Annotated in this window: 7 protein-coding genes; 3 read left to right on the top strand and 4 right to left on the bottom strand. The window is 68.2% G+C overall.

From position 1 onward, the window contains the following. Positions 1 to 33 precede the first annotated feature (33 nt). Positions 34 to 1458 (bottom strand): IS1380 family transposase, encoded by a 1425-nt coding sequence (locus KGA66_RS26600; protein WP_211471901.1) that lies wholly within the window; start codon positions 1456 to 1458, stop codon positions 34 to 36. Between the two features lie 140 nt (positions 1459 to 1598). Then, positions 1599 to 2711, bottom strand: coding sequence for a glycosyltransferase family 4 protein (locus KGA66_RS26605; RefSeq protein ID WP_211471903.1), 1113 nt, complete (start codon positions 2709 to 2711; stop codon positions 1599 to 1601). Positions 2712 to 2863: 152 nt separating this feature from the next. Between KGA66_RS26605 and KGA66_RS26610 the strand changes: the two genes are divergently transcribed. From KGA66_RS26610 to KGA66_RS26620, 3 genes are all read left to right on the top strand, one after another. Continuing rightward, the gene (locus KGA66_RS26610; RefSeq protein WP_211471905.1) at positions 2864 to 5350 is read left to right on the top strand and encodes a hypothetical protein; all 2487 of its coding nucleotides are present in this window, start codon (positions 2864 to 2866) and stop codon (positions 5348 to 5350) included. Between the two features lie 5 nt (positions 5351 to 5355). Continuing rightward, the gene (locus KGA66_RS26615; protein WP_246508770.1) at positions 5356 to 6336 is read left to right on the top strand and encodes a phosphotransferase family protein; all 981 of its coding nucleotides are present in this window, start codon (positions 5356 to 5358) and stop codon (positions 6334 to 6336) included. A gap of 91 nt (positions 6337 to 6427) precedes the next feature. Then, positions 6428 to 6964: a GNAT family N-acetyltransferase gene (locus KGA66_RS26620; RefSeq protein ID WP_281416843.1), complete on the top strand. Its 537-nt coding sequence runs from the start codon at positions 6428 to 6430 to the stop codon at positions 6962 to 6964. Positions 6965 to 7088: 124 nt separating this feature from the next. Here KGA66_RS26620 and KGA66_RS31255 read toward each other — a convergent pair whose 3' ends face one another. Both KGA66_RS31255 and KGA66_RS26630 read right to left on the bottom strand, forming a co-directional pair. Beyond that, positions 7089 to 7703 carry a hypothetical protein gene (locus tag KGA66_RS31255; protein WP_211471912.1) on the bottom strand — a complete coding sequence of 205 codons (615 nt, stop codon included), beginning with the start codon at positions 7701 to 7703 and terminating at the stop codon, positions 7089 to 7091. 38 nt (positions 7704 to 7741) lie between these two features. Further along, positions 7742 to 8695: a replication-relaxation family protein gene (locus KGA66_RS26630; protein WP_211471914.1), complete on the bottom strand. Its 954-nt coding sequence runs from the start codon at positions 8693 to 8695 to the stop codon at positions 7742 to 7744. Between the last annotated feature and the right edge of the window lie 213 nt (positions 8696 to 8908).

The raw sequence follows: 8908 nt of genomic DNA on the forward strand, positions 1-8908 counted from the left end.
TTTCGTGTCGGGGTGGTTGGGTATCCGACCTGGTCAGCAGGTGTCGGGGAGTGCTCCCAGGGTTGTCCAGCAGGTCTGGAATGCCTGGGCCCAGGGCCAGGTCGCCTCGATCTTCAGTACGCGCTGGCGGGCGTGGTGTACGAGGCGAGCGGGGATGTGCAGGATGGTGGCGCGCAGGGTCTGCGGCTCGGCTCGGGCGAGGTCGCCGTCGTGGTGCAGGCCGAGGAGTTGGAGATAGGCCAGCAGGTCGGAGGCGATGTTCGCGGCCAGCAGCCACGCCTGGTTGCGGGCGTAGCCGCGCAACGGCAGGTTTCTGATCCCGGTGGCCTTCTCGGTGCGCACGCGGTCTTCGACCACGGCGTGCTGGCGGTGCAGGGCGTCGAGGAAGAAGACGTGGTGGGAGCCGGGCACCGCGCGGCCGAGGTCACGGATGTTGGTCACCGTGATCTGGTAGCGCCAGCCGGTTTCCTTCTCGAAGTTCGTCAGCTTCTTCTCATGCCGCCGCGACGCCTTGACGCGCCGGACCAGGTAGCGCAGTTCCTCGGGCCAGCCGGTGCGCAGCCACAGGCCGGTGAGCTCGGCGACCTGGGCGTGCGGGTCGATGCGCCCGTCCTGCTCGAACGCGTGGTCCCACGCGCTCTCGGGCAGTTGGGCGATCGCCTGCTCCTCGGTCTCGGTGATGGTGAAGCCGCTGGTGAACGCCACGGTGCGGCGGCGGGTGCCCAGCCCCAGCAGGTGCTCGATCAGCCCGTGGCTCGCCCCGGCCCCGTCGAGGCGGATCAGTATCCTGCCGCGGTGGGCACGCGGGACCTGGGCGAGCGCGTCGGCGATCACGGCGAGGTGGTCGGCGACCGTGTTCGAGCCCGCATTGCCTGGTCGCAGCATCATGGCCAGGGCCTCGAAGGTGTTCGCGCACCACGCGGCCAGCGGGTGGAAGCCGTAAGACCCCTTATAGGTGCCGGCCGCGCCCTGCTTCTTCGAGGACGCGGTGATGATCGTGGCGTCCAGGTCGATCACCACCCAGCCGGTCAGCCTCTTGCCCAGGATGACCAGCCACGGGAAGCCCTCCTCGCGCCCGGCCAGCAGGTCCCAGACCCGCTCGCGCACCCGCGCTCTGGCTTTGGCGATCCGCAGCCTTGCCTGATCATCTATCTCGCCCAGGGCACGCCAGAGTGTGGAGTCCGAGGCCCCGGCGCCCAGCAGCGCGGTGTGATGGCGCGCGAGCAGTTCGGCCTGCCGCACGCTGCGCGCTCCCAGCGCGATCCCGACGATCAGTGAGACCAGTGCGTTCGCGCGATCCAGCATCCACGGGCTCGCGGTCAGGGCCCCGCGCAGACCCGCCGGCAACCCGACCCGATCGGCCGTACGGTGCAGCAGCACCGCCCCGGCGTGCCCGACCAGGCCCTTTCCCGACGCATCGACTTTGAGCCCGCGATCCCAGCCATTACGCTTCTTCACCGGAAAGGTGCCCGTTCTACCCGCATGATCCGTTCTAGACAAGCAGATCATCGCAGGTGGCGGGCACCTTTCCTCAACACGGCGTCAGATCGCCGGTGAGAGCTGAATTTCCGAGGTTAGCGCGGTCGTGCACGCTGTGTTCAGAGCTCGCGGTGAAGTGCGAGCAGGTCGGCAGCGTGACGCTTCCAGGTGAACGTGGCGGCATAGTCACGCCGGCGGTCACGCACCGACTCGTCCGGAGCGGCGCTGAGCAGCGTATTGATCGCCTGCGCTGCGTCGCGCGGGTCGTTGTGGTCGACGAAGGTGGCGTGCTCGCCGAGGGTTTCGCGCAGGACGGGGATGTCGGAGGCGATCACGGCGCATCCGGCGGCGAGCGCTTCGAGAGGAGGGAATCCGAAGCCTTCGTGCTCGGCGAGGTGGACCAGTGCGGTGGCGCGCGCGTAAAGGGCGTTGAGTGCTGTGTCGTCCGTGCTGCCGAGGCACACGGCGTTTGCGCCGAGTTGCTGTTCGAGAGCTGCGACTGCGCTCTTGCCTGGTTCGAAATCCCGGCCCACGCACGCGAGCTTGACCCCGGCCTTGCCCGCGCCGCTCATCTGGTAGGCGCTGACCAGGGCTGGCAGGCCCTTGTGGGGTTTGGCCTGCCCGACGTAGAGGAGGAACCTCTGCGGCAGGCCGCGAGGGAGCGTTTCTGGTTGCGCGCCGGCCGCGACGTCGTCGAGCGTGTCGTGGTCGATCCCCCAAGGTGAAACGACGATCCTGCCCACGGGCCCGACAGCCGCGCGCAACTGGTCGGCCACTGTCCGGGTGGGCGTGACGACCGCCGCGGCACGGGCGCAGGTGTACATCAGCATGCGCCCGTAATGTTCCTCGTAGAGGCTCTCAGGCTCCCGCATTCGTCCTGGAGGCAGCTGCGCGAGGCCGCGAAGCCGGGCAGTCCTCACGTTCAACTCGTCCAGCACTGCTCTGCCGAACCGGCGCGCGAACTGCTCGTCGCTGTCGCAGTGCTGCGGGCGCACGATGCGCATAACGTCGTGCACCGTGGCAATGACGGGCAGGTCCAGCCCGCTGATCGGGATGCGGTAGTCCAGGGCGTGAATGCTGGCGGCGCCGCTCGCGCGCGCCGCGGCGAGGAGTTCGGTGTCTTCGGCGTCGGTGTAGCGCGGTGTTCCCGTCTTGCGCAGCACGTCGATCCGGAGCCCGGGATCGGCATAGCGCTCGAGAGCCGATGCCGCGCATCTCATGTAGCGGCCCATCCCGGTGTGGCTGTCGATCCGCGCGTCGACGGCAACAGTTCTCACGTATCAGGACTCTCTGAATCTATAGGATCGACGTGGACAAGAGCCTAGTACGTGGCCTCACTCGCGGGTGCGCGTGACCACGCCGCGGGCACCTGCGTTGAGGGGGTATGCAGATCGTGTCGTTCGAGCCCCGCTTCCGCCGCCTGGCGGCGCTCGACCGCAAGTTCGTCAACCGCGAGGAAGTCATCGGCGCCTTCAGCCGGCAGTGGCCGATGATCGGTTCCGGGCCCCGGGTGTTCAACCCGGTAGGCGTCGGCGGGGTGGGCAAATCGCGGCTGCTTCGAGAGCTGCGCGAACACGGCTGCCAGGGGGCGCGTACCGCTCTGCTCGACCTGCAGATTCCCGCGATGCGCCAGCAAGAGGACGCCCTGTCGGTCCTGCGTATCGAGTTAGGCAGGCAAGGCGCGCGATTCGACCGCTTCGACATCGCCTACGCAGTGCTCTGGCAGCGCCTTCACCCGCACATGCGCGTCAGTCGGCGCGACCTGCCCTTCGTGACGGAAAGCGAAGTCCTCACCCAGATCGTTGATACCGCCACAGGCCTGAGCGTGTTCGGCACCGCGATCGGCCTCCTGCGCGTGGCTGGGATGCTCGGTTCCAAGGCGCGCAGGCGGCACCGCATCGCCTCGGATGAGACGCTCGCCCGCCTGGACGAGTTGACCAATGCGGAACTTGTCGACTCGGTGACCTACTTGTTTGCCGAGGACTTGCGCGAGTCGAGCCTGAACAAGCCGTATGCGTTGTTCATCGATGCTTACGAGGCGCTCATTCCCAGCCCCGTGCGCACCGCGAGAGTGGCGATGGCTGATGTGTGGCTGCGTGACCTGGTCGGACAGCTCGACCGCGGTATGACCGTGATCGCCAGCAGGGAACCGCTCGCCTGGAATCGGGACGACCCGCAGTGGGCAGCCGCGGTCGAGACCGTTGAGGTCGGAGAGCTGCCGATGCGGGCGCGCATCGAACTGCTCGCCTCCTGCGGTGTCACCGAGCCGGCCGAGCAGCAGGCCATCGCTCTGGCGAGCGCGGGGCTGCCGTTCTACCTCAACCTCGCGGTGGACACCCGCCTCGGGATCGGCACGACCACCGCGCGGCGCGTGGTGTCCGGCGAGGAGATCCTGCGCCGGTTCCTGCAGCATGTGGGTTCTCGTGAAGCGCGTGTGCTGGAGTTGCTGGCTGTCGCGCGCGTTTTCGACGTGGATGTATTCCGGGATCTCGCTACGGCTTTCGCGCTGCCGCATGATCAGCTGACCTGGGAGACGCTGACCGCCTATTCCTTCGTGTACCCCGCCGGGAACGATCGCCTGCGCCTGCACCAGTTGATGCGCGAGAGCCTCCAGCAGCGCCTGCCGGCCGCGGTGCTCAGGGAAGTCGCCACGCTGCTGCGGTCCCTGTGGGCGGCCCGAGCTGGCCGGGCGGAAGATCCGGCTGCGGCGGCTGCGGCGCATCGGGAATCGGCCTACCACGGCCTGCAGGCGGGAACGCTCGACGGTCCCGGCCTGCTCGCGATTGCCGACAGCGCCTTCATGCTCGGTGGTCGGCCCGCAGCCGACGGGATCCTCGGCGACCTGCAACGCCACCTCGCCGCGCAGCCGCCCGCAACGACAAGCCACCTGCGGGAGACAGCAGCCTGTCTCGAGGCCGAAGCCGCCAAACGCCTGGCAGACGCCGCACACATCCTCAGCCTTGCCGGGGCAGGGCCGACTCCGGACCTGCTGACCGTCCCGGGGGCCCGGCTGGCGACCACCGTCGCCGACGCGCACCGCATGACAGGTCAGACCGCTGCCGCGGCGCGACTGTACAGAACCATCTGGACCACCCACCCGGGCCCCGCACGCTACCGCGCCGGAGTCTGGCTGGCCGACATCGACATGTGCCAGGGCCGCTTCCACGAAGCCGGCACCCTCGCAACACAGATCCTGGACGGCGCGGCACCCGACGACCACACCACGCGCGGCGACGTCCACCGGCTGCTTCACCTGTCCCACCGCTTCGCCACCGACTACGCTGCCGCGCACCAAGCACTCGAAGACGCCGCGGAGGCGTACCGGGCAGCGGGATCGGTGATCGGAACTCTGAAACTCGCCACCAATCGCGCTGAACTGCTCGCCTGGTCCGGGTCGGCGGACGCCGTCGAAGCCGCCGCGGCCGCGCTGAAAAGCCAGGAGGAGTTCGGCGACCAAGCCGAGATCGGCAAGATCTACACAGCCCTGGCCATCGCCCAGCTGCGCCGCGCCAACCTTCCTGAAGCCGTAGCCGCCCTCCACTCGGCCGACGCCGCGCTCGTGAAGGCGCACTACCGGTCCGGGCGTGCTCGCGCCGAACTCATCCGCGCCTGTACCCACGCCGTCTCAGGGCACAGGCACAAAGCCGTCACAGCGGTTGCCTCGGCAGTGTCCGAACTCACCGCGGCGGACGTTTATCCCACGCTCGTCATCTTCGGCGACATGCTGCTCGCCCGCATCGGGGCCCACCACGACACCGTCGCGGATGCTGCCGCGACCGCACGCAGACGCATCAGTCCACCCACGCGCCTGCCCGCCATCGAGCACGGCACCGCCGCAGTGATCGATCAACTCATCGGCAGCGCCTCGTGACCTGGATGGATGCCTACCGCCGAGCCCTGGACAGCGACGCCCCGGCCGCTGGGTACTACCACCGCAACATCCCCGCGACCGTCGCGGGCACGAAGGTCATCATCCGCATCCCGATCCACCGTGCCGAATCCATGGACCTGCGCATGTGGCAGGAGCCTGAGATCATGCGTGCGATCGAAGGCCGCGTTCCGCACGTCCCTCGGCTGCTGCACGCCAGCCGGGACCCGTCCTTCCAGGTACACGAATTCATAGAAGGCCGGCTGCTGCACGAGGTCGCGCCGCGCGGAACGCCAGTGCCGGAGCATGTCCTGACCGACACCGTCGCCCTGTTCGTCGCGCTCAGCCGTCTGACGGCCGCGCACCTGCCGCCGGCGCCCGCCCACTGGCCCTGCGACGGAGACACCGCCGGCTTCGCGCAGCGCATCAACGCAGACAGCCACCGAATCCACGAAGCCACCAAGACCGCGAACGCAGCCCTCTACCGGCGGCTGCGCATTCCAGAAGACCCGTTCGCACCGTTGCGCGAACGTTGGGACACAATGACATCAAGGCCGTTCGCTCTGGCCCACACCGATGTGCATCGCAAGAACATCATCCTCAGCGGCGGGCACAGCTGCTTCCTCGACTGGGAACTGGCCCTGCTCGCCGACCCCGTCTACGAGTTTGCCACCCACTTGCACAAGACGGCTTACCTCCCGCACGAACGCAGAGCGCTGGTAGACCTCTGGAGCTCGGCCCTCCCCGGCGACGCGACCGTCGGCTATGCCGCGGACCTCGAGGCGTACCTCGCGCACGAACAGATCAAATCGGTCCTGGTCGACGCGGTCCGCTACGCACGCGCCTTCGCGGATGCACCTGCCCCGTATCCGCCCGACGTCATGGTCGCCAAGCTCGCCGAGATGCTCGCCATCGCACGCGGGCACTGGGGCATCACTGCATCCGTCGACAAGGTCGAGGTCGAGGCGGCGCTGCGGGCCCAGCCGTGAGGGATAGTCGCCCACTGCAGGATCGCTGCGCAAGATGAAGCTGGCGTAGCCGTCTGTCGTCGCCGAGGCGCTCGGTGAGATGGTTGCTGACATGGAAGGTGATGCGACTCCGGGCAGCGAGGTTGTACTCGAGACGAGTCGCCTGCTACTCAGACCTTGGCGGGTAGCCGAGGCTGTCGTCATGCGTGAGCTGTGGACCGAACGTGATCCACGAGTTCCGCCGCACCGCCGAATCGATGCGGATGGACACCCTACGCTCGCCGAGCTAGAAGATTCGATCCGCACCAACCAGCTGTGGTCGACTGGATTGCTGGCGGTCGAGCCGAAGGCATCTCGAGACGTCATCGGCTACTGCGGGCTGGTCGACAGCGGGCGAGGACCGGCAGGCGAACCGGAACTGGCGTTCGAGCTGCTGCGCCGGGTTTGGCGTCGGGGATACGCGACCGAGGCCTCGCTGGCGGTTCTGGAATGGGCGAAATCGTCGGGGCACGAACGTCTGTGGGCTACGGTCTGGGACTGGAACGTCGCTTCTCGCCGCGTGCTGGCCAAGCTCGAGTTCACCGAGACCGAGCGGAAGGAAGTGAACGCGGTGCACGGGACCACCCTGTTCACCACGAGACGACTCTGACACACCCGACGTTTTCCGCACGACCAAGTCAAGAACACACAGGCGAGACACGGCTCCAGCGAACCGGCGAATCCCGATCCGATGACGAATCCGACATCGACACGACATTACGATCGGGAATCCGTCACTGACACTGGGAACCTACAAGTGCCCCGGAAACGGTGGCGACGAGATACCCCGCAATGTAAGCCCATTGAGCGTATGCCCCGGGGTAGGCGGAGCGTTGGACGGCCTGTGCGGCCTGCCAGAGCGGCATGGTCTGCCAATCCGGGACCTTGATCAGCGCTTCGTAGAACTTCGTGGAGGCGTAGACCGGGTCCATGATCTGCTGCGGTGTTCCCCAGCCCTGCGAGGGGCGCTGCTGGAACAGGCCGAGGCTGTCGCGGTCGCCTTGGTCGAGGTCGTAGAGGTCGGATTCCTGGAGTGCGGTGGCGGTGGCGATCTGCGCTGCGTAGATCGGCAGGCCGAGGGTGACGGAGACCTGGTAGATGGTGGTGGCGTTGGCCAGTTGCTCGCGGCTGTAGGTGCCGTAGCCGGTGGGCCTGCCTGGGGTGATCTTGCCCAGGACGCAGTACTGGGCGGCGGTGAGCTGTTTCGGGTCGAGGTGGGCGTCGAGGGCCTGCCCGACGAGGGTGATGGGGGCGGTAACGATCGCGGCGATGGCGGCGCCCGCGGCGGCCAGCAGCACCACGAGTAGCAGGAAGGCGGCGGCGGACGCGCCGGCGAGGCGGGCGAGCATGTCAGGGGCCTCCCTTTCACGATGCGTCTCCTGCGTGGTCAGATCCAGGCGGTGTCCGGTACGGGGATCGGGGCGCGCACGTCCGGGTCGTTGTGTACGGGCGTGAGCAGGCGGTAGCCCGCGCTGTGGAAATGGCTCGGTAGGTCGGGCAGCGCTAGGCGGGCTCGGGAGCCGAGCGGCAGCCAGACCGGCTGCGCGAGGCGGGGCGCGGTGGTAGTTGCCACCGGGATCTGCGGGCGGTTGCTGGTGGCTGCCAGTCGGGCGTGGAGCGCCAGTTCGCGGGCCTGGTCGGGCAGGTGGATCAGCACGGGGCGGTTGCCGCCGTAAACGTCGAGGTGGCGGGCGTAGCCGGTCATCTTCGCGACGAGTTGTGTGAGCGATTCGCTGCCGGTGTCGTATTCGAGGAAGAAGCCGCACGTGGTCGGCGTGCCGGCTGTGTCGGGCGCTGTGTAGACGGCGTAGGCGTCGGGGCGGATGACATCGCCCCATACCCGCGTGCACGAGTCCTGGTCCCACCAGATGTCCAGCCGCCGTTCCGGACGGCTGCGGTGTTCGGTCGCAAGGTCGATCAGCAGGCTGTTGCAGCCAAGGGTGTGGCCGAGGTCGGGCCGCATGGCCTGACGTAGCAGCTTGCTGCGGTCGTAGCCGAACGCTTTCGGTGTCAGGTCGTGAGCGGCGGCCACGAGTAGAGCTCCGGCCGGTCCCAGCACATAGTGGTACGGGGTTGCACCGAATTGACCGGGGTGGGCGCGGAAACGTTCGACCAGCTTCAGGTCTGCGAGTGCGGCCAGGCGCCGGTTGGCGGAGCGCAGCGTGCGGTATGCGAGGGCTGTGATCTGCTCCGCGGTCAGCACGCGGTGCTCGGCGAGCATTGCCAGCAGCCAGCGGTCGCGCAGCGTGGTGCGGAAGAGCAGGTAAGGCAGCGTCGCACCGCGGTGCGGGAATGGGCTGCCGCGCCGCGCGCTGACGGCGATCGGAGCGCTTTTGGACATGACTTTCTCCTTCGTGCCGCGGGTTCCGCGGCGTTCAGTCGTGGATGTGCGCGGTTGTGTTGTGGGTGCGTGCGCCGACGCGGATGTTCTCGGCGCGGCCGGGGATCGCCGCCGGTAGTGGGCGGGTGGCCAGGGTGCAGGCGGGTTGGTCGGCGGAGTCGACGACGAGGCGGGCGGCGGCTTGGAACGCGCCGAGGTGGGAGAGGTCGTGGG

The sequence above is a fragment of the Actinocrinis puniceicyclus genome (genome assembly GCF_018283645.1).
Classification (GTDB): domain Bacteria; phylum Actinomycetota; class Actinomycetes; order Streptomycetales; family Catenulisporaceae; genus Actinocrinis; species Actinocrinis puniceicyclus.

Excerpts from the sequence above, each read along its gene's own strand:
- KGA66_RS26620 (WP_281416843.1), top strand. The coding sequence starts at position 6,428 with ATGGAAGGTGATGCGACTCCGGGCAGCGAGGTTGTACTCGAGACGAGT.
- KGA66_RS26605 (WP_211471903.1), bottom strand. The coding sequence starts at position 2,711 with ATGGGCCGCTACATGAGATGCGCGGCATCGGCTCTCGAGCGCTATGCC.
- KGA66_RS26610 (WP_211471905.1), top strand. The coding sequence starts at position 2,864 with ATGCAGATCGTGTCGTTCGAGCCCCGCTTCCGCCGCCTGGCGGCGCTC.
- KGA66_RS26615 (WP_246508770.1), top strand. The coding sequence starts at position 5,356 with ATGGATGCCTACCGCCGAGCCCTGGACAGCGACGCCCCGGCCGCTGGG.
- KGA66_RS26630 (WP_211471914.1), bottom strand. The coding sequence starts at position 8,695 with ATGTCCAAAAGCGCTCCGATCGCCGTCAGCGCGCGGCGCGGCAGCCCA.
- KGA66_RS31255 (WP_211471912.1), bottom strand. The coding sequence starts at position 7,703 with ATGCTCGCCCGCCTCGCCGGCGCGTCCGCCGCCGCCTTCCTGCTACTC.